Genomic DNA, 20,036 nt, shown 5'->3' with positions numbered 1-20,036 from the left:
CAGGGCAAACGCATCTAAATCATGAAACCTTTATCCACTAAAAAAATAAATAAAAGTCAATTAACTAATTGACTTTCCTGAACTCTGAAACCCTTATACCTGGGTTAGCCGGTTGCTAGGTTAAAGGTTGCTAGGTTAAAGGTTGGCAGGTTGCAGCTTGGTAGGTTGCACAAAACAACCTTGGCATTTCGCCCACCCATGCGCGTTCAACCTTGGCCAAAGGCCACGCTAGGCGAACAACGGATCAACCTTGGCCAAAGGCCACGCTAGGCGAACAACGGATCAACCTTGGCCAAAGGCCACGCTAGGCGAACAACAGATTAACCTTGGCCAAAAGGCCACGCTACGCGAACAACCGCAAAGTAGGCTAGAAAATAAAAAGATTCGCGATCTGCACTAGGCGCGAACGCATGTTTGGCAAGCATATAGATTCAGGATAAATACTGTGGTTTTTAAGATTGCTTTATTAGGATTAGGGACGGTTGGTACAGGAACAGCAAAGATTTTACTCGACACAGCTGGACGTAACCCACTACTGCAAGGGATAGAAATTGCCAAGGTAGGAGTGCGATCGCTTGATAAGCCCAGAGAAGTGCAACTACCACTGGAGTTGATGACAACCAATCTAGAAGAAATTGTCACCAACCCAGAGATAGATATTGTAGTAGAGCTACTAGGAGGATTAGAACCAGCGCGATCGCTTATGCTCAAGGCGATTGCCCAAGGTAAACATATTGTCACTGCCAATAAAGCGGTTATTTCCCGCTATGGGGATGAAATTTTTGCAGCGGCGGAAGAGGCAGGAGTCTACGTCATGTTAGAAGCAGCAGTTGGGGGGGGTATCCCAGTAATTCAACCCCTAAAACAGGCATTGGGAGTGAACCGTATTCATAGTATTACTGGCATTGTTAACGGTACTACCAATTACATCCTGACCCGGATGCAACGGGAAGGGGGAGAATTTGGCGATATTCTTTCTGATGCCCAACGGTTGGGATATGCTGAGGCTGACCCTACTGCTGACGTGGATGGATTAGATGCCGCTGACAAGATTGCGATTTTAGCTTCTATTGCTTTTGCAGGACGGATTAATTTATCTGATGTCCATTGTGAAGGGATTCGTCAGGTGAGTGCAGCAGATATTGGTTATGCTGAGAAACTGGGATTTGTAATTAAACTCTTAGCTGTAGCCAAGCGAGACCCCATGGCAACTGGGGATAACCCAAAATCTGAAACTATTCAGCTAAGGGTACATCCTACCCTTGTCGCCAAAACTCACCCCCTTGCCAGTATTAATGATGTTTACAACGGGATTGTGGTAGAAGGCGAACCCATTGGACAAGTGATTTTCTCTGGTCCTGGTGCAGGTTCTGGTCCGACAGCCAGTGCGGTAGTGTCGGATATCTTAAACATTGCTGCTGTCCTCAAAACCAATCGGGAAGCCAAGGAACTACATCCTTTACTTAGTTGTGCTCATCAGCACTATTGTACTGTTGCTCCTATTTCAGACCTGGTCACCCGCTTTTATGCCCGGTTCCTTAGTCAAGACCATCCTGGTGTAATTGGGCATTTAGGCACCTGTTTTGGCAAACATCATGTCAGTTTAGAATCTGTGGTGCAAATTGGTTTCCAAGGAAACTTAGCAGAAATTGTCGTCGTCACTCATGATGTGCGTGAAGGGAACTTCCGACAGGCTCTAGATGAAATTCAGACTCTAGAGGCAGTCGATAGTATTCCTAGCATTTTAAGAGTGCTCTAAAGCTTCACTAGTTGAAGGTTTAATAGTTGAAGGCTTAATAGTTGAAGGTTTACTCTTTTAGAGGGTTGAGGGAAGTCCTTCCGGGAAAGTTCAAACCATAGTAGCCATTCCCGAAGGCTAGGTTGTTTGCTTGAAGTCTAAAAGTTGAAACCGTTTTCCTCTGCCCTAGTCTTGACCTATGACTCAATCGTTAACAATGAATGTAGTGCGCTGGCTCCCAATTGTTTCCACAATTTTTTGGCTAGTGACCCCAACTGTTGCTACTTCAAACTTGGTAACAACGGATTCCTATTCTGGTTCTTTATCTGTAGATGATAGTTGGCGATCCCAAAGCCAGTTAAATTTCACAAATTCCACACTTCAACCAGCCAACCTGCAACCTTGGCCAAAAGGCCACGCTACGCGAACAACTCTGACAGTACAAACAGTACAACAGGCACAAAACACAGTAACTCAAAACACAACAATACAGGATATCTGTCCACCGCCAGTGCTCTCCCGCTTAACTCGCCACCAAGTGGCTGCAGGTGAAACTGTCGAGAGTATTGCCAACCAATACAACCTTGAGGAGGCTACACTACTTAGATTTAATAGAGCCTTAAACCGACAGTCAATGCCAGTGGGGCAAGAGATTCTGATTCCGCCATTCAATGGCATCTTGGTGAATGTGCCATTGAATGCCACTTGGCAAGACTTAGCAGACGCCTACGGTGTCCGTGCTGCGGTTTTATTTGAGTTAAATGGTTGTCAAAAACCTTCTAAGCAAGCCTTTATCCCAGGGTTGAATTCCCTTGGCATAGGTATTCCCACAGCAACGAGGGAAACTCCGACTGTAGATAGCTACACCGGATTGACTAATTATCCCTTACCAAGGGTGGCACGGATAGGACTGGATTACGGCTGGCGGCAAGAGGCTGGTGAGGATGAAAAGAAGTTTCACGCTGGTGTGGATTTACTGGCACAGGAAGGTACTCAGGTTTTTGCCAGTGATAGCGGTATCGTTGCCTATGCTGGACCACAAAACACTTATGGCAATTTGGTGGTGATTAATCATGAGGGAGGACGCCAAACCCGCTATGCTCACTTAAACCGTACTACTGTCAGTCCAGGTCAGCAGATTAATGTTGGACAGTTATTAGGTACAGTGGGCACTACAGGAAATCCTGATATTGACCAACCCCATCTACATTTTGAGGTTCGTTTAAATTCCCCTGGGGGTTGGGCAGCACAAGATCCAAAATTGCATTTGAAAATTAATCCGTAGTAACCATTGAGCTGACTGGCTTGGTTAATCGTGAATCTACAAAAGTCAGCTATTGCTGATCGTGATATTAACCCACTTGCCACACTTGACTTTATAGCACAAAAGAACTACCGAGTGCGATCGCAAATTCTATCAGATAATCCGAGTAAAAATACTTATTTGACCTATAGTTCGCTGGTGCTTGCCGCGAACTTTTTTTTAACTGAAGTTCCCCCGTACAAATGAACTAAAGCATTACCCCCGGGTCGGAGGCCTTATTAACGCACCCTAAACGCTCAGCGCGTTTAGGGGGCAGTTTTGGGCAAGTCCTATTCAAGTTATCGTCAATTATCAACTATAGGGGGTATAACCCCCCATAGTTAATGTCCCTTCATAGCTTAATATCTAGCCAAGATTCCAACTGCGTACATTCTAAGAGTTTTTTTATCGAACTCTTTACCTACTCCTGAGCAGGAAGAAACTAGCTCAAATTCCATAGCCTCTCAGGTGTGGAGTGAGGCAATTGAGGATCACACAAGGTAACAGGCATTATCATTCACAATTCGGGATCAGGGAGGCTGTTCATGGGATTGCTCAACAATTTGAGTATCAGGTCAAAACTTATATTTATGTTGCTGGCTCTGAGCACTTGCTCGCTGTTCGTGACTGCTTATATTGGTTATCGGAGTGGTAAGTCTCATCTGAGCAAAACAGTATCAAACCAGTTAACCAGTCTACGAGCTTCCAAAGCAGATCAAATCGAATCATACTTTGAAGATATTCGCCATCAGACCCAGACCCTGAGTGAAAACTTAATGGTGGTGGAGGCGATGCAGGAATTTAAGACAGCCTACAACCAACTGCAACAATCTAGGACACCAACTGATTTAGAGGACACCCTCAAGGAATACTACCGTAAAGAATTTTTAACCAAACTAGCGGAAACTAGCGACGGGAAGCCTGTATTAGAATCCTACTTACCAGAAACCTCTGCGGCTCGTTACCTCCAGTACTATTACATCGCCACGAACCCCAACCCAGCTGGGGAGAAACATCTCCTAGATGATCCAGAAGACAAGAGTGAGTACAGTAGTATTCACACCCGCTACCACCCGATTTTTCGCAACATTGTTGAAAAGTTTGGCTACCAGGATATTTTGCTGATCGATCCTCAAACCGGTGAAATTGTCTACTCAGTTTTTAAAGAAACGGACTTTGGCACCAGTCTCACCACTGGACCATACAGTAATAGTAACTTGGGTTTCGCCTTAGCCGACCTCCGAAAAGCCAAGGGAAAGGATTATGTGCAGATCTTTGATTTTGATTCCTACCGTCCTTCTTTTGGAGCCCCAGTAGCATTTATTGCTGCTCCCATCTATGACGGCTCCCAATTTATAGGTGTTTTGGCATTCCAGCTTCCGGTTAATCAGATTAACAATGTCATGACAGGTTACCGTAAATGGAAGAGTAATGGTTTGGGGGATACAGGAGAGATCTATCTAGTCGGAGACGATTATCTGATGCGATCAGTTTCCCGTTTCCTAATTCAAGACCCGACAACTTATAGTAAAGCCTTGCGAGAACATGGTGTAAAGGAACAGATCCTGAAGCGAATCGAGCAGTTCGGTACATCAATTCTTCAACAGCCAGTCAAGACAGAAGCTGTAAAAGCCGCCTTAGCTGGGCAAGAAGGCACCCAGATTATTGATGATTATCGGGGTATTGAAGTTTTGAGTTCCTACGCTCCCTTAAACATCAATGGATTGGAGTGGGTGATCGTCTCCCAGATGGATCTTGCCGAAGCTTATGCGCCAGTTTTCGCCTTTCAAAAGAGAGTTTTGGTTTCAGCTGCCTTGATCATACTGCTGATCACCCTACTCGCTATGGGGCTCGCCCATCTGTTTGTGCAACCAGTTAGGGCTTTAATTGCTAGCGCCCGAAAAGTCACGGATGGACAAGTTGATGCGGTTGTGAATCTAGACTCGGAAGACGAATTTGGGGAGTTAGCTGAGTCATTTAATCAAATGGTTGGCAGCTTACGCACTCAAACTCAACTGGTCGAGCAGAAAAATCGCGAAAATGAAAAGTTACTCACAAGTGTATTTCCCGACTCCGTAGCCAAACGTCTCAAACGGGGAGAGACAAACATTGCTGAGAGTGTTTCTAATGTTACGGTTTTGTTCTGCGACATTGCTGGATTCGGCAAGCTCTCTAGATCCATGGATACCCATGAAGTTATTGCAATTCTTAATGATCTAGTAAGTCTTTTCGATCAAGCCACGGCCAAATACGGGATAGAGAAGATTAAAACCATTGGTGACAATTACATGGCAGTCTGTGGATTATCAATCTTACATATAGACCATCAAAAACGGGCGGTAGATTTTGCTTTAGAAATGCTGGCGTTGACCCACCGATTCAGTAATGAACGAGGATTTGACATAGACCTTGAAATCGGTATCCATTCCGGAGATATTGTTGCTGGCATTGTAGGTCGAGAAAAAGTGGTCTACGACGTTTGGGGCGACACAGTCAATGTTGCCAATAAGCTGATGATTGACTGCCCAACGGGAGCTATATTAGTGTCTCAAAATGTCTACAACAGTCTCCATGATATTTACGACTTTGAGCAGGCTGAGGACATCACACCGAATGGAAAAGGTCAACAAAAAGCTTGGTTGTTAAAAACTGCACAGGAATTAGTAGCTTCAACAGTGTAGACATGGGCTTTGCCCAGTTTTGCCCAATTATTAAAGACCCAAGGGTAATGGGAAATTGCTAATGGTGAATTGGTAACTGAACAAACTATACTTGATTACATTATTTTCAGATTACCATAATACACGAAATTAAGAACCCCCGCGCAAGCATTATCCCGTGGGGTATGAAAACTTGTTCAGAGGGTTAACCCTCTTGTTCAAGGAATAGTAAAAGAACGGGACAAGGAGATTGTTTTGATGAGCAAAGTAATATGGCAAAACGATTGGTTGATCTGGGCTATAGCCTTAGGAATAGGGTTTCCGGTCTTGGTAATTATTCTGACAGAAATTACTCATCGTCTACAAAGACGCGGTCAGCCTCTAGCAGTTACGCTCCGCCTAGTTCGTAACCGTGTCTTACCCGTCTTAGTATTCCTGCTATTTATCCAGAATGTGCTTGAGTTAGACCTGGACAACAATCTTGTCAAGCTTGTCGAGACCCTGGTCTGGATATTTGTTATAGACGCCTCTCTGTCTCTAATCAATTCGGTGTTGTTTGAAGCCGCTGGAGAAAATACATGGCGAGCACGGATCCCAAAACTACTCCTAGATTTGTCAAGATTTTTTTTGGTAGCCCTTGGTGGTGCCATTGTGCTATCGAGAGTGTGGGGAGCCGACCTCGCTGGTCTGGCTACTGCCTTGGGTGTGGGTTCTATTGTGATCGGCTTGGCCCTTCAGGACTCTCTGGGCAGCGTCTTTTCTGGGGTTGCCCTACTGTTTGCTCGTCCCTTTGAAGTCGGTGATTGGTTGCAGATTGGAGACAAAGTTGGTCAGGTCATTGATATGAATTGGCGAGCTGTTCGCCTGGTAACCCGGGACGGTGACATGATTATTATTCCCCATCGGGTACTTGGAGGAGAAATAGTCCTCAATTACAGCAAACCGAAACGGATTCATGTAGAAACCTTTAGGATTGACTTCGACAGTGATGATCCACCCAACCTAATTAAGCAAGTACTAAAAGAAACAGCACTGGCCACAGAAGGGATATTGAGTGATCCTTCCCCAGAGATCCGCACCATGGAATATAACGACTATCGGGGTAACTATGAGGTCAAGTTTTCTATCGAAGACTATAAGGATGCGCCCAGAATCCGTGAACAGTTGATGACCCGTATCTGGTATGCAGCCCAGCGCAACAATCTTGGACCAACCATTCCGATCTATAGACTCCGTAAACTCGATAGTGAACCATCCGAAGCAGATAGCACTTTGACAAAGTTTACCGAGAGCCTGAAGTCAATACCTGTCTTTGTCCCTGTAGCTAAACAGCAAAAGAACTTGGAGAATCTATCGAAAGGAGCAGTCCTACAAAATTTCGGTGTGGGAGAAACCGTGATTCGTCAAGGGGATCCTGGTCATGCTCTGTACATTATTATTGCTGGGAAAGCTGTACTCACCCTCAAGGATAGTTATGGTAAACAACAGGAGGTGATGACTCTGTCCAGTGGTGAGTTTTTTGGGGAAATGGCACTGTTTAGCGGCAAACCAAGCTCAGTATCCGTTAACGTTGTGGAAGATTTACAAACTATTGCGCTTTATTCAGATCTGGTTAATCAGATGATAGAAAGTACACCAAGTCTCGCCCGTGAAATCGGTCAAATTATCGAAGCACGACGGAAATCGATAGATGAGGTGAAACAAGTCAATCTTGCATTCAGTAATGGTGCGGAGTTATCAAGTCAAGGTTAAGTTGACTATCAATCCCTCATGATGGGATTGGCCTTGGCCTTTGGGCCACGCTACACGAATGGCCACGCTACGCGATTGACCGTAGGTCACGCGGGGCGCGTTCCCATAAGCAATAGAGGGGGACTGGACTACTCAGAAGGTGGAGCCAATGGTAGTGTAATCGGGGCAGCATCAGTGGGATCCCAGTCTATGTTGCTGATTGCATAAATCAAGTTGATCTGGAGTTTAGCGCTAAAAATGCTTACCCATAAAGCATTTCAGTAATAATCGGTAATCGGTAAAAAGATAATTGGTAATTGTAATTACTGCTGAGCCATTACTGCTGAGCCATTACCCATTACCTAGTTACCCATTACCCATTACCTAGTTACCCATTACCCATGGGAAGCCATGCTTAATACTATAATCCCCAAGGTTCTAGTATAAGCGACTCAAGACATAGTCGCTCAGATCAATCAGAGCTTGCTTGGATTCTGAGGGTTTCAACACTGATATATTTTTAACTGCTGCCTCAGCATATTTGGCAGCCATTTCCCGCGATCGCTGAATTCCTTGACTCTCCCTGACCAGTGCCAAGGCTTGTTCTTTATCCTCCGGCTGGGCAAACTCTCGCTCTATGAGCACCTCTAGGTAGGGTTTTTCTTCGAGGGCGAATAAAACTGGTGCTGTGAGGTTTCCACTTACTAAATCTGACCCTGCGGGCTTACCTAACACATCTGTGGAAGCAGTGAAGTCCAGGATATCATCTACAATTTGAAACGCCAACCCCAAATTACGTCCATAGTGATATAAATTTTCGGCTACCTGGTCTGTAACACCACTTAGGCATCCCGCTGCTTTAGAACTGTTAGCCATCAGTGAAGCTGTCTTGTTATAAGTCTTTGCCAAGTAGCCTTCTATAGTTGTCGTGGTGTCAAATCGACTCAGTCCTTGTTGGATTTCTCCCTCTGCCATATCTTTAATCACTTCAGAGAGCAGCTTAACTACCTCTAAGTTATCCAGATTAGCCAGATACCAAGCCGATTGACCAAACAGAAAGTCACCAGCGAGCACAGCGATTCGGTTATTGAACAAGCTATTAACAGTGGGCACCGTGCGGCGTACCTCTGACTCGTCTATTACGTCATCATGCACCAGAGAAGCCGTGTGAATCATCTCAGTAATTTCTGCTAGACGGCGATGACGTTGGGTAATCTTGGAGTTGGTTATCGTTGCCCGTGAGACCAACAATACAATGGCTGGTCGTAACCGCTTTCCCCCAGCTCCGAATAAGTGTTCAGCTGCAGCGTATAAGATTGGATGACTGGCACCAATCAGGTTTTTTAAGTTTTCACTCAATTGATACAGATCTGCTTCTACGGAAGCAAAAAGGGAGGTCACTGAGGTCATGTGATCAGCCGACTCAGAAGTTAGTTACGAAAGTTTACATATTTCTTTCTTAATTCTAAGCTAACCGTCCCCAATAGGAAAATTTTGTTGAGTTTATGGCATAACTGGAATGAAATCTGAGTAATTGTATAGACTTGTTAAGTCTGTACCGATCTCGGTATGGCTACCCAGGATTTTTGTGCTATCCTGAGAATTGAGGGTTTAAAAGATTTAACATACTGAATTCCAAATGTGGTAAGGGGAGAGTTAAATTCGGTGATCCCACCATAGCAAAGATGTTGGCTTAGGCAAGACAAGCCTCTCTATCCCGTTTATACCTCAGTATCTCTACTGAGTAAACTTGTAAAGCAGACATAACCACCAAGAGTTGCCTAATCGGGAGCCTAAGTCGAGATAATTCTCACCTTAAGATCAGGAGTTAGCTAGGCGAGGGTGGTTAGGGTCATTTGCAGTGAATACCTGTATCCAATACGTTATTATCCGCAACCATATCCTAGAGCCATTAGAAATGTAAGGTTTTAGGATTGCTTTGCAGCAGATTTCTATAGAACTTTGCATCTACCTGTCTCTTGTTCACTCTTATGTTATACATTGATATGTCGTTAATGATCCCCCTGCTAGCTACTGGCTACTTAATCACAATCTATGTGCTGTTAACACTAGCCCAGCGTGTTCAACGTTCTCCAAGGTACTTTACTAATCCCATTAAAAACGCCTTGGCTACTCGTGTGCCAACTGAGTCAGCATCCGAGGTCAATACGGTTAAGGGATGGTCTCAAAGGTCTCAAAGTTAATATCCTCCAGCATAACCTGTAGCCTATTCATCTGCGATCTTTCAACTTCCCATGGGTCAGCTTGGGTAGTAAGAGTCTTGAAACATGGCGCTTATGCTACCAGATTGTCTAAACAGATTCTGAGCTTACCCAAAAACAGATAAAGGCAAATAGTTATGACCACTTTCTGTGTTTATCTGTTTGGCTATGAGATTTTGACAGGTCATGGTCTACTTGCTGAGTCAAGTATATCTTAGCGATAGTCCAATATACAAGGTTGCCATCATCAGGGCTGACAGAGCCTTGGGGGTAAAGTCTAACTTTACCCCCAAGGCTAATGGCCTAAAGGAGAATTTATTCTTGGGCTACACAAACTAATCCCACAAGTTTTTTTTTATAGCCTCTGTGCTTGGCTACGGCCATTATAAGATCACCACGCAGACTTTGTTTATCAAGTTGGATCTTGCCCTAGAATGGCTTCTGTGGGGGGGCGCAACGGTAAACGAAATAGCCCTGGTGGTGGCACAAAGGAAGAGGAGAAACTCTCCCTTTTTCCCCATGCCACTAGCACAAGCATTAGTCGTAGGCGTTCCATGACCATGGAAATGTTTACCCTAGTTCAGTTAGGTAGAATTAGGGGTTGTATTGGTTTAATTATCCCAACAAGGCTTTGGCTTTAGCGACTACATTTTCAACCGTGTAACCAAACTTTGCCATAGCGACGCCACCGGGAGCAGAAACACCAAAGCGATCAATGCTAATCATATCCCCCTCGGTACCCAAGTAACGGCACCAACCAAAACTGACACCAGCTTCGACCCCGAGGCGCTTGGTCACTGCTTTGGGCAAGACGGATTCCCGATAGGCTTCATCCTGGGCGTCAAAAAGTTCCCAGCTTGGCATGGAGACAACACGGACTTTCTTCCCTTCCTCCCGCAACTGCTCAGCCCCTTCGACACACAGTGACACTTCGCTACCAGTACCAATCAGGATAATGTCAGGAGTTCCATCGCTGTCAGAGAGGACGTAAGCCCCTTTGGTCGCGGCTTCAATGGAACTACCAGCTAGGTTAGGTAGACCTTGTCGGGTAAAGGCGATGAGAGTTGGAGCATTACGACGCTCAATAGCTACCTTATAAGCCCCAGAGGTTTCGTTGCCATCAGCAGGTCGAAGGACTACCAGGTTTGGTATAGCCCTTAGGGAAGCAATGGTTTCCACAGGTTGGTGTGTCGGACCATCTTCACCTAAGGCTACCGAGTCGTGGGTCATTACCCAAATTACACCAGCTTCTGATAGAGCCGACAGGCGAATTGCTGCCCGCATATAGTCGGTGAAAATCAGGAAGGTGGCTCCATAGGGAATCAAACCAGAGTTGTGAAGGGCAATGCCATTGCAAATCGCTCCCATACCATGTTCCCGGACGCCAAAGCGCAGGTTCCGGTTTTCATATTGCCCTTTCTGGAAATCCCCGGATATCTTCAATAACGTGAGATTGGAGGGAGCGAGGTCAGCGGAACCACCAATCAATTGAGGCAGTACGGGAGCGAGTGCATTGAGAGTGGCTTGAGAATGTTTACGGGTTGCTACTCCCTTGTCTTCCGGCGTGTAGGTGGGCAGGGCTTTTTCCCATCCTTCCGGGAGTTTGCCACTGGTAATTTGCTCAAATTCTGCTGCTTGTTCAGGATACTTGGCTTTGTAATCAGCTAGGGTTTGATTCCAGGCAGCTTCCGCTTCACTACCCCGTTCCACTGCTTTCCGGAAATGCTTGAGAGCATCATCTGGCACTACAAAGGGTTCATATTCCCATCCCAGGTGTTGGCGAGTGGCCTCCACTTCATCCCCACCTAAAGCTGCACCATGGACAGCATGTGAATTGGCTTTGTTAGGAGAACCATAGCCAATGGTGGTGGTTACCTTAATCAAAGACGGCTTATCTGTTACGGCTTTCGCTGCTGCTATGGCATCATTGATAGCTTCGAGGTTAGTGTTACCACTTTCTACATGTAGGACGTGCCAGCCATAGGCTTCAAAGCGTTTACCCACATCTTCAGTAAAGGCTAAGTCCGTAGAGCCGTCGATGGAAATATGGTTGTCATCGTAGAGAGCGATGAGTTTGCCAAGTCCTAGGTGACCCGCTAAAGAACAGGCTTCACCAGACACCCCTTCCATGTTGCAACCATCACCAAGGATAACGTAGGTGTAATGATCGACAATCGTAGCATCCGGCTTGTTGAACCTAGCAGCTAAGTGAGCTTCTGCCATTGCCAAACCCACACCATTGGCAATTCCCTGTCCCAATGGACCAGTAGTGACTTCAACCCCATCGGTTTCAAAGTTTTCTGGGTGTCCAGGGGTGACCGATTCCCACTGGCGGAACTGCTGAAGATCGTCTATGGTTACACCATCATAGCCAGTTAGGTAAAGTAAGGCGTATTGCAACATACAGCCATGACCAGCCGACAAGATGAAGCGATCGCGGTTGAACCAATTGGAATTTTTGGGGTTATACCGCATAAAACGGTCCCAAAGCACGAATGCCATAGGAGCCGCCCCCATGGGCAGCCCAGGATGACCAGACTTGGCCTTTTCTACAGCATCAATCGCCAAGAAGCGGATGGAATTGATGCAAAGTTCTTCGAGAGACTGGGTTGCAACGGCCATAATTTCTGTTTAATGGATATGTGTGTACTATGGTCTAACAAGAATTTGTCTGAGTTCAAACAAGGGTGGCTCTCGGTTGACCCAAAGGTACTTTCTCATAATCCCATTACCGGGATCAATCAGCAAGAGATAGGGATTGGCTCAGAATGAAGGATGTTCGCCGGATAGAGTCCGAAGGTAGGGTAGGATGAAGCATCAAGGATGAAAACAATCCGTAAAGCGTGGGGATATGGGTTACTCAGTAAGTATCATTAACTAGTAGTTGTAACTACTAGTTTTTTCCTTGAGCTACCTTCACCCAATGCCTACCCTAATATAAAGGCTACCCTTTCGGTTCTCCTACGGAGTAAGCCGTTAACTCTTCAAACTTTATTCCCACTTTACTGGTATTTTTTGAAGGCTAGGGTAACATTATGACCGCCGAACCCGAAGGAATTGGATAGCACTACTTCTACCATCTGCTGGCGACTATAATTGGGTACGTAATCCAAATCGCATTCAGGGTCTGGGTTGTTCAAATTTATCGTTGGTGGAATCTGGTCATGGGCAATTGCCATCACTGAAGCCACTGCTTCAATGCCACCAGACCCTCCCAACAAATGACCTGTCATGGATTTGGTGGAGCTAATTGCTACTTTATAGGCATGGTCTCCTAAAGCTTTTTTAATCGCTGCTGTTTCAGTTTTATCATTGGCAACTGTACTAGTCCCGTGGGCATTGATGTAGCTAACCTGTTCAGCTGTCAAACCAGCATCCTTCATCGTCAGTGCTATAGCCCTGGCTGCTCCTTCGCCACCTGGTACAGGGGATGTGATGTGATGGGCATCACAGGTCATGGCATAGCCAACGATTTCGGCATAAATTTTTGCTCCACGACTGAGGGCGTGTTCTAGTTCCTCTAGGAGGAGAATCCCAGAACCTTCTCCCATCACGAAGCCATCACGAGCGATATCAAAAGGACAGCAAGCTGACTCAGGCGTATCATTATGAGTAGTAGATAAAGCTCGTGCTGATGCAAAACCCGCCATTGATAGGGGGGTCACAGGCGCTTCAGTCCCGCCACAAATCATGGCTTGGGCATAGCCTCGCTGGATTAAGCGAAACGCATCACCTACGGCATTAGACCCTGCAGCACAAGCAGTAACTGGGCAACTATTGGGTCCCTTCGCTCCCGTATGAATTCCTGTCTGACCGGCTGCCATGTTAGCAATCATCATTGGGATCATAAATGGACTACAGCGGTCAGGTCCACGTCTAAGAAGAACTGTTTGCTGCTCTTCCAGTACCTTGAGACCACCGATGCCAGTGCCAATCATTACACCGACCTGTTCTGCGTTCAGGTCATTGATCTCAAACTGGGCATCAGCTAATGCTTGCTTACTGGCAGAAACCGCAAATTGAGCAAAGCGATCCATACGCTTTGCTTGCTTACCCTTCATGTAGTCATGGGGATCAAAGCCCTTCACCTCGCCAGCAATACGACAAGCGTGCTTGGAGGCATCAAATAAGGAAATTAAACCAATACCATTGCGTCCGTTTAACAACCCTTCCCAGTACTCAGTCACCGTGTTGCCTATCGGCGTAATTGCACCGAGACCTGTAACAACGACCCGTTTTTTCTCAAAGTTTGTCATCATGCCATTAAAACTAGGCTTATCGACCGTGAACGCAGAACTTGCGGTAATAAATCAGGCTGATCAAGCTGGAGTTTCTGCTCCAGCTCCTACTTTTTCCTCAATGTAATCCACAGCCTTTTGAACAGTGTCGATCTTTTCAGCCGCTTCATCAGGGATTTCGATATTGAAAGCTTCTTCTAAGGCCATCACCAATTCAACTGTGTCTAAGGAGTCAGCGCCCAGATCGTTGGCAAAGCTGGCTTCTGGCTTAACCTCCTCCCCATCAACGTCCAACTGTTCTGAAACGATATCCTTAACTTTATCGAAAATTTCGCTCATATAAATATTCCTCAGCCTTTTTAGCTAGAACCTCTCAAGCAGTACTTACTGATTTTAGGGGTTTTATGATCTTATCCGAAAGAGGTCTGATCTTGTAGATAGGTAATAATGCTTGTTTGGCATGACACCACTTCCCTTAATCATCAAAGGCTTTGGTGCCTTTGTTCCCCGTCTCATCGTATATCAATCTCCTCAACACTCAAGAACTGCTTAGTTGGAACCACAATTCCATAGCTGACCTAGAGACATCCTTAGGAATTGTACACCAAACCTCGCCAAACTGCTCCTTTGACCTCAGATGACCGTTGCCTTCCGAGAGTGGGCCCAGCCAAACCTTAGAGCTTTAGAGCTTCATGGGCATAATTTCAACATCGTCCTTTGGAATTTGAATTTCCGGCATCCGAGCTCACCCTGTTAATTCAGGATGGTCGGTATTATAAAGTTTCAGCTGTTTTTTATTTTTGTCAAGCTAATGAAACAAAATTTTATAAAAAAAACGAGTAGGGGGAAGCTGACTTCTCAAGCTTTCCTTAAACAGAGCGGTAGACTCTTTGCCTATCGGGTATCTTAGTAACCTTGAAAGAGTCAAAAAGCCTAATGCTTATGGGTTTTACGGAGTTGCGATCGCCCATGATCGCCCATCGTAAATCCATTAATTCGAGCTTAGTATCAGTATGAATACTGAATACAGTACTTCTACCAATCTTAATACAGTACTTTTACCAATTCTTAGATTATACCAATTCTTAGGTTATACCAATTCTTAGTGCTAACAAGGGTACACATTTATTTTATCTGATGAACATCTGCATCTATAAGTCCTACTTTGAAGAATTGGTATTAGTTGATGGGCTAACTAACCAATCCCTACTAAAAGAGCAGCAGTAAAAAAATTTTTTTTTTATCAAGAGGAGCTTTTCAAAATACACGACTTCGGTAAAATTCCTCGTAATATGAGTTTTGGAATGAGTTAGCTCAGTTAGCTTAATTCTGTATTTACACGGTTGTCGTGCTATGGAACGTTGATGCTAAAAGTGATATAATTACTTTACAACGAAGCTCTCATGAATTCAAGTATCAGTTTTTTGTTATTCAGCTGGTTTTTATTAGCTATTTATGATTTTAAACCCAAAAACCAGACTCTCAAAGATCGCAATCAAATCCAAAATTTATTAATCTATTGGTTTTTTTTTATTTTAAATAACTATGAAGCCATTGAACAAGATCTAAATTTTGCTAATGATAAAATTAAGTGGCTGGAATATGAACTCAAAGAAAGTCATCAGCAAATTATTGGGATAATCAATAAGTTTATTGTAGTTAATAACTCCTTAAGGAGCTTGCATAAGAAAAATGTCTCACTGCAAGAGAGGGTTGAACGGCTGGAGCTGGAAAAGCAGGCTTTTCTTGAAGAGCTTGATGGGGGAGTAGAAACTTTAAATTGGGATTATCAAGCCTGGGAGTTGATGGTACAGAAAACCAAAGGAATAATTGTGGAGCTAAACCAAGTCAAGACGGAAGTTAAATCACTCCTCAGACAAAACAAACAATTGGCATGGGATAAAGCATGCTTAGAAAGGCAACTTGAGTTGGAGAGGGCTGAAAATCAATGTCTGGCTATAGAAAAACAACAACTAAATCATCAAAAAAACATTTTGGCAGGTAAACTGAAACAGAAGCATATTGAAACTCAATCCCTACTCACTGAAATCGAAGCACTAAAGATGTAAAAACCAAGATGTGTTGATGATAAATTTTGATCAGTCTACAAGCTTAAAGCAGAACAGTTACGGTCATGAGTAATATCGTGTCCGGTTGACTACTTATAATTCTGGGGTTTTCGTTAATTGAAAATTGAAAATTAACAATTAACAATTAACAATTAACAATTAACAATTTTAAATTCATGGGCATAGGCTCAACCATTTTATAAGTGATTAACCGGACTTGATCTTACCAATTAATAATTCCAACTTATTGACTCTACCCGGTTAAATTAGTAGCCAAATAGTACCACAAAATATTTTATAGTTAAGTGATGCTTGAGCATACAAAGAAAACCAGGCAATAGCCAAGACAAAATACACAATGGTGATGGGTATAATTTATTCAAGTCATTAGTAACCCGTCACTGGGACTAGCCCCAAGGGTACCAGAATAAACTAAACCCCGCTGTGTATCCAGAGTCAAAATGGCTCCATCCCGAATCAATTGGGTCGCATTCTTCACCCCCACAATGACTGGCACACCTAACCGTAAGCCAATCACTGCTGCATGGCTAGTTATACTATCTTCCTCAGTGATAATTCCTGCTGCCTTGCGAATAACTTCTACAAATTTGGCATTGGTTGAAGGAGCGACTAGGATTTCTCCGTGGTTGAAGTTAGGTAAATCACCATCAGTGCCAGCCACCCGAGCAACACCACTTACTGATCCCTGACCAATACCAACTCCCTGACCCAAAACTGCTTTGACTACTTCTACTTTAATTAAGTCTGTTGACCCAGCCACACCTTGGATTGTCCCTGCGGTCATGACGACCAAATCTCTTTCTGTTAGAAGCTGTTTTTCCTGAGCCACACTCATTGCGGCTTGGAAGGTCTGACCAGTTGAGGGTAAATCCAGGACTAACAAAGGTCTGACCCCCCAAACTAGCTGGAGTTGTCGAGCCACATCTACATGGGGTGTTACTGCTAATATGGGAGTCTGGGGTCGGAATTTAGAAACATTCCGTGCTGTAGCACCGGTTTTGGTCAGAGTCATGATGGCTGCTGCATCTAACTGCTCCGCAATGTGACCAACTGCCTGGGATATAGCATTGGGAATGGAACGGCTGGTGTCACGAGCATTACCGATAATCTGTTCTTGCTCAATGCGCACCGCAACTGTGCCCATGGTCTTTACGGCTTCGACTGGGTATTTACCAACAGCAGTTTCGTTAGAGAGCATGACTGCATCAGTGCCATCAAGGATAGCATTAGCTACATCAGAAACTTCTGCACGAGTTGGTCGGGGTGAGTGAACCATACTGTCCAACATTTGAGTGGCAGTGATGACTGGGATTCCCCGTCGATTGGCTGAGGCAATCAGTCGCTTTTGTAAGATTGGTACATCCTCTGCTGGCAGTTCTACCCCTAAGTCACCCCGAGCAACCATCACCCCATCGCACAGGGAGATAATTGCCTCCATTTGCTCAATGGCTTCATGCTTTTCAATTTTGGCAACGACGGGTACCTGCTTGCCAGCACTGTTAATCAGTTCTTTGATTTCTAATATGTCCTGAGGATTCCGAACAAAGGAGAGTGCTACCCAATCTACACCTTGATCCAAACCAAACATTAAATCTCGTCGGTCTTTATCGGTTAGAGCTTTGATGGATAGGTAGACACCAGGGAAGTTAACTCCCTTGTTATTTGAGAGGGGTCCACCGACGGTAACGGTACAGTGCAAGGCTCGTTGCTCTCGGTCTACCTCATCTACCCGCATCTCAACTTTGCCATCATCTAATAGGATGGTGGCTCCCGCAGGCACTTCGTCCGCTAGGGGTTCGTAGGTAACTGAACTGATTTCCTGTTTACCAACCATGGATTTGCTGGTTAAGGTGAAGCGATCGCCATTGTTGACAACAATGGAACCGTTTTCAAACCGCCCCAAGCGAATTTTCGGTCCTTGCAAGTCTTGCAGGATCGCCACAGGCTGATTAAGTTCAAAGGCCGTCTGGCGAATCAGGCGAATATTGCGCTGATGGTCTTCGTGGGTGCCATGGGAAAAATTAAGTCGTAAAGTGGTGGCACCAGCTTGAATTAGTGCCTTGAGAACATCTGGGCTATTGCTCGCAGGGCCAATTGTGGCGACAATCTTTGTCCGACGTAGGGAATTTGGCGATTGCATAAACGTGAAAGGGATTAGGTTGGTTTCCCGAACAACACCTTAGCATGGCACATTACTGTTTGTTGTCTGATATTAAGTTTTCCTAAATATCTTTACAAAGACTTGTTATGAGTCATTAGTTATTAGTACCAAGCCAGGTTTAACAAGATTCGGTAAACATTCCCCAATCTACACTAAGTCCGGTTAGTAGGGGATGAATTTCCAGGCAAAAAATTTTTGTCGTAATCGAGTCGTAATAAATAAGATATTCTTAAAAGAATTAGACTTAAGCAAAGTCAAACAGTTCACGAAAACCAAGGGTGGATTAAGGCCATAGGAAACGAGACAGGAAGCACTGATTAAACCCTTTGAGTTAGTCGAGGGTGGTTCACAGGTTACTATTCCGGTATTGGATCCGGTAAATGCGGTTGTTGGCTTCTTCTGTGACGAGCAGACTGCCATCTTTTAGCACCAGCAACCCAACTGGACGTCCCCAGGTGGTTGGTCCTGAGGAATCGATTAGAAAACCAGTCAGAAAATCTTCATAGTAGCCTAATGGTCGTCTATCAGTTTTGAAGGGAACAAACACAACCTTGTAACCGGTGCCTCGGTTACGATTCCAAGAACCACGAAACGCTACAAAGGCACCGTTACGATACTTTTCTGGAAAGGTCTGTCCATCATAAAATTGTAATCCTAGTGCTGCTGAGTGTGATTGGAACAAGACATCGGGAGTTCGGGTTTGGGCAACCAGTTCAGGTTTGATGCTTTGACCATTGCGGGTTTGACGGGGATCGATCAGATGGGGGGCTAAATAGGCATAGGGCCAACCATAGAATTCCCCTTGGCGAATGCGCGTGAAGTAATCAGGAACTAGGTCATCTCCGATCAGATCTCGTTCATTGACGGTAGTGTAAAGTTCACCAGTAATTGGGTGAAAGTCTAGGCCGACAGGATTACGTAAACCATAGGCAAAGGTCTGTTGGTTTGACCCGTCGAGGTTCATCACCTGTACCGATGCTCGGGGTAAGGGTTCCCTATCGACATTAGACCGTGAACCAATAGAGACGTAGATTTTGTTGAGGTTGGGAGACACTACCACATTGCGGGTCCAATGCTGGTTGTAGCCACCGCCAGGGAGGTCAGCAATTTTTTGACCTTTGCTAGTGAGTTGGTCTTGACCTTTAGTGTAGGGAAACCGGAGTACAGCATTAGTATTGCCCAAGAAGAAGTATTGATCAGCAAAGGCCATGCCAAAGGGAATATTTAACCCATTACTGGCATTAGCAAAGGTTTTTTTGACATCAGCAACTCCATCACCATTGCTGTCGCGCAATAAACGAATACGATTTGCCCGAGTTTCTGTGACCAAGATATCGCCAGTGGGAGTAAGTGCTAGCCAGCGGGGACGGTCTAACCCATCAGCAAATACATTCACTTGGAAACCCGCTGGTACTTTTAGGCTTGGGTTGGATGGCACTGCTACCACTTTTGGAGGTCGAGAGGCGCTAGTAGTAGCAAAGGGTTGGGGTAAATCATTCAGGGTAATTTTAATCGGTTGGGGTGTCAGGGGTTTGGTATCGATTAGGGTTTTTGTGGATAAAGCATTTGTTTGTGTAGGTGCCTGAGCAATTTGGGGAGATTGCTCAGAGGAGGACTTTTGTACAATCGGTGCGACAGGTGCTTGAGTTGAGGTGCTAGTTGAACCACAGGCTACTACCGTAGTCATCAGCAGTTGCAGGATCAGGAAACGTGGGCAGTTCATGATCAGGAGCAAAGGGTGATATTTGGATTGATCTTAACTGACCAAGTAGCAATCAAAGGTATTAGTTGATTGCGGTTGCAAGTTAGTAGGTTGCAGGTTGAAGGTTAGTAGGTTGCAGGTTGTTCGCGTAGCGAACAACCTACCCTAAACCGAACGCCACAGGCGAACAA

At 44.9% G+C, this 20,036-nt stretch carries 13 protein-coding genes; 6 read left to right on the top strand and 7 right to left on the bottom strand.

Annotated elements, in window-relative coordinates; genetic code table 11:
- The first annotated feature begins 250 nt into the window (after window positions 1-250).
- The 5 genes from AC4II3_RS02765 to AC4II3_RS02745 all read left to right on the top strand — a co-directional run bounded on the left by AC4II3_RS02765 (window position 251) and on the right by AC4II3_RS02745 (window position 7,453).
- The gene (locus tag AC4II3_RS02765) at window positions 251-400 is read left to right on the top strand and encodes a hypothetical protein (RefSeq protein ID WP_488006992.1); all 150 of its coding nucleotides are present in this window, start codon (window positions 251-253) and stop codon (window positions 398-400) included.
- Between the two features lie 45 nt (window positions 401-445).
- A complete protein-coding gene (locus AC4II3_RS02760; protein ID WP_488006994.1) occupies window positions 446-1,759 on the top strand; it encodes a homoserine dehydrogenase in 1,314 nt (437 codons plus the stop codon).
- Between the two features lie 178 nt (window positions 1,760-1,937).
- Window positions 1,938-3,023 carry a peptidoglycan DD-metalloendopeptidase family protein gene (locus AC4II3_RS02755; RefSeq protein WP_488006996.1) on the top strand — a complete coding sequence of 362 codons (1,086 nt, stop codon included), beginning with the start codon at window positions 1,938-1,940 and terminating at the stop codon, window positions 3,021-3,023.
- A 563-nt stretch (window positions 3,024-3,586) separates the two neighbouring features.
- The gene (locus tag AC4II3_RS02750) at window positions 3,587-5,722 is read left to right on the top strand and encodes an adenylate/guanylate cyclase domain-containing protein (RefSeq protein ID WP_488006998.1); all 2,136 of its coding nucleotides are present in this window, start codon (window positions 3,587-3,589) and stop codon (window positions 5,720-5,722) included.
- A 237-nt stretch (window positions 5,723-5,959) separates the two neighbouring features.
- Window positions 5,960-7,453, top strand: coding sequence for a cyclic nucleotide-binding domain-containing protein (locus tag AC4II3_RS02745; protein ID WP_488007000.1), 1,494 nt, complete (start codon window positions 5,960-5,962; stop codon window positions 7,451-7,453).
- A gap of 417 nt (window positions 7,454-7,870) precedes the next feature.
- Here AC4II3_RS02745 and sds read toward each other — a convergent pair whose 3' ends face one another.
- The 5 genes from sds to acpP all read right to left on the bottom strand — a co-directional run bounded on the left by sds (window position 7,871) and on the right by acpP (window position 14,237).
- The gene (gene sds / locus AC4II3_RS02740; protein ID WP_488007004.1) at window positions 7,871-8,842 is read right to left on the bottom strand and encodes a solanesyl diphosphate synthase; all 972 of its coding nucleotides are present in this window, start codon (window positions 8,840-8,842) and stop codon (window positions 7,871-7,873) included.
- 1,224 nt (window positions 8,843-10,066) lie between these two features.
- Window positions 10,067-10,216 carry a hypothetical protein gene (locus AC4II3_RS02735; protein WP_488029154.1) on the bottom strand — a complete coding sequence of 50 codons (150 nt, stop codon included), beginning with the start codon at window positions 10,214-10,216 and terminating at the stop codon, window positions 10,067-10,069.
- A gap of 53 nt (window positions 10,217-10,269) precedes the next feature.
- Entirely contained in the window at window positions 10,270-12,276 is a 2,007-nt protein-coding gene (gene tkt, locus AC4II3_RS02730; RefSeq protein WP_488007008.1) for a transketolase, read from the bottom strand.
- Between the two features lie 380 nt (window positions 12,277-12,656).
- Entirely contained in the window at window positions 12,657-13,910 is a 1,254-nt protein-coding gene (gene fabF, locus AC4II3_RS02725) for a beta-ketoacyl-ACP synthase II (RefSeq protein WP_488007053.1), read from the bottom strand.
- 63 nt (window positions 13,911-13,973) lie between these two features.
- Window positions 13,974-14,237, bottom strand: coding sequence for an acyl carrier protein (gene acpP / locus AC4II3_RS02720; protein WP_143727717.1), 264 nt, complete (start codon window positions 14,235-14,237; stop codon window positions 13,974-13,976).
- 1,058 nt (window positions 14,238-15,295) lie between these two features.
- On the opposite strand from acpP, the gene AC4II3_RS02715 reads away from it, so the two are divergent.
- Window positions 15,296-15,961 carry a hypothetical protein gene (locus AC4II3_RS02715; RefSeq protein ID WP_488007010.1) on the top strand — a complete coding sequence of 222 codons (666 nt, stop codon included), beginning with the start codon at window positions 15,296-15,298 and terminating at the stop codon, window positions 15,959-15,961.
- Window positions 15,962-16,340: 379 nt separating this feature from the next.
- On the opposite strand, the gene pyk is transcribed toward AC4II3_RS02715, so the two are convergent.
- Window positions 16,341-18,122 (bottom strand): pyruvate kinase, encoded by a 1,782-nt coding sequence (pyk, locus tag AC4II3_RS02710; RefSeq protein ID WP_488007012.1) that lies wholly within the window; start codon window positions 18,120-18,122, stop codon window positions 16,341-16,343.
- Window positions 18,123-18,489: 367 nt separating this feature from the next.
- Window positions 18,490-19,866 (bottom strand): PQQ-dependent sugar dehydrogenase, encoded by a 1,377-nt coding sequence (locus AC4II3_RS02705; RefSeq protein WP_488007014.1) that lies wholly within the window; start codon window positions 19,864-19,866, stop codon window positions 18,490-18,492.
- Between the last annotated feature and the right edge of the window lie 170 nt (window positions 19,867-20,036).

This window comes from Moorena sp. (genome assembly GCF_982860115.1).
Note: the sequence above shows the minus strand (reverse complement) of the source record. Positions and strands in the feature narration are given on the sequence as shown.

Excerpts from the sequence above, each read along its gene's own strand:
- fabF (WP_488007053.1), bottom strand. The coding sequence starts at position 13,910 with ATGACAAACTTTGAGAAAAAACGGGTCGTTGTTACAGGTCTCGGTGCA.
- AC4II3_RS02745 (WP_488007000.1), top strand. The coding sequence starts at position 5,960 with ATGAGCAAAGTAATATGGCAAAACGATTGGTTGATCTGGGCTATAGCC.
- AC4II3_RS02755 (WP_488006996.1), top strand. The coding sequence starts at position 1,938 with ATGACTCAATCGTTAACAATGAATGTAGTGCGCTGGCTCCCAATTGTT.
- tkt (WP_488007008.1), bottom strand. The coding sequence starts at position 12,276 with ATGGCCGTTGCAACCCAGTCTCTCGAAGAACTTTGCATCAATTCCATC.
- AC4II3_RS02735 (WP_488029154.1), bottom strand. The coding sequence starts at position 10,216 with ATGGTCATGGAACGCCTACGACTAATGCTTGTGCTAGTGGCATGGGGA.
- AC4II3_RS02705 (WP_488007014.1), bottom strand. The coding sequence starts at position 19,866 with ATGAACTGCCCACGTTTCCTGATCCTGCAACTGCTGATGACTACGGTA.
- pyk (WP_488007012.1), bottom strand. The coding sequence starts at position 18,122 with ATGCAATCGCCAAATTCCCTACGTCGGACAAAGATTGTCGCCACAATT.
- AC4II3_RS02750 (WP_488006998.1), top strand. The coding sequence starts at position 3,587 with ATGGGATTGCTCAACAATTTGAGTATCAGGTCAAAACTTATATTTATG.
- AC4II3_RS02715 (WP_488007010.1), top strand. The coding sequence starts at position 15,296 with ATGAATTCAAGTATCAGTTTTTTGTTATTCAGCTGGTTTTTATTAGCT.
- sds (WP_488007004.1), bottom strand. The coding sequence starts at position 8,842 with ATGACCTCAGTGACCTCCCTTTTTGCTTCCGTAGAAGCAGATCTGTAT.